General features: G+C 48.7%; 2 protein-coding genes. Both read right to left on the bottom strand.

Annotated features, from left to right (window positions below):
* Nucleotides 1–164 (bottom strand): glutamine synthetase beta-grasp domain-containing protein (locus B2633_RS06255; protein ID WP_483169858.1); only part of this gene is annotated, 164 nt, incomplete at its 3' end.
* A gap of 16 nt (nucleotides 165–180) precedes the next feature.
* A complete protein-coding gene (locus B2633_RS06250) occupies nucleotides 181–750 on the bottom strand; it encodes an ANTAR domain-containing response regulator (RefSeq protein WP_481041509.1) in 570 nt (189 codons plus the stop codon).
* Between the last annotated feature and the right edge of the window lie 151 nt (nucleotides 751–901).

Below are 901 nucleotides of genomic sequence, written 5' to 3'. Positions count from 1 at the left end.
GAACCGTCAAACATCAATTCCCCCTCAAGAGCCTTCTCCAACTGGCTGGCAGGAATGGAGACATTCTTTAAGACCCCGGTCACATCAGTGAATTGCAGGCGAATGAATCTCACCCCATTATTTTTTACTTTTTCGATTACACTGGCATTCTGCGCGTTATTCATTGTTGATCACTCCTTATTAAGATTTGCGTTTGGCATCGGCCAAACGCTCTGCTATCAACAGGGCCGCCTGCCTCAGACTGAGGCTATGATTCATGGCTTCCTTCTGAATAAAATGGTGGGCTTCACTTTCGCTCCAACCATTCACATCCATGAGCAATCCTTTTACTTTGTCTATCACAATCCGGGTTTCCAACTTTTCCTCGAGTTTCCTGATGCGCGCCCGCAATTCGCTCTCCCGTTTCCAGTACCATAAAGCCGACTCCACTGCCGGAATGATCTTTTCGCTGCTGACTGGTTTAATAAGGTAATGGCCTTTTCGATCCAGGTGCGATATATCATTGTCTACCAGCAGTATCACTGCTGCCAACTGATCCTGGGTCACGATCTCGGCCAGTTTGGAGCCTTTTCCGCCGTCCAGACCCTTGTCGATTATGATCAAATCGCAGTACAGGGAACGGATCCGCCTCAAGGTGTGGCTGGCGTCACTGGTTTCGGCCATTACCTGGAAACCTGCCCGGCGGAGAATGTCGGCTATGAGCTTGCGTTCGGCGCTGACTGCACTAGCCACTATAACTTTGCCGCTCAATCGCACCACCTGCCTTTGTTAGTTTCCTCAGGGTTCAGGACATTAAAAAAGCGCCTCAAGGATATGATTCGCTTTTTTTACCGAGCAACATACCTCGGACGCCATTGTCCGTTATTGCTATTGAGTTATGCCTGTAATCTTTCCATGGAAA

The sequence above is a fragment of the Syntrophomonas sp. UBA1041 genome (assembly GCF_002316705.1).
Lineage (GTDB): Bacteria > Bacillota > Syntrophomonadia > Syntrophomonadales > Syntrophomonadaceae > DTU019.
This window is presented reverse-complemented; position numbering and strand designations above follow the sequence as displayed.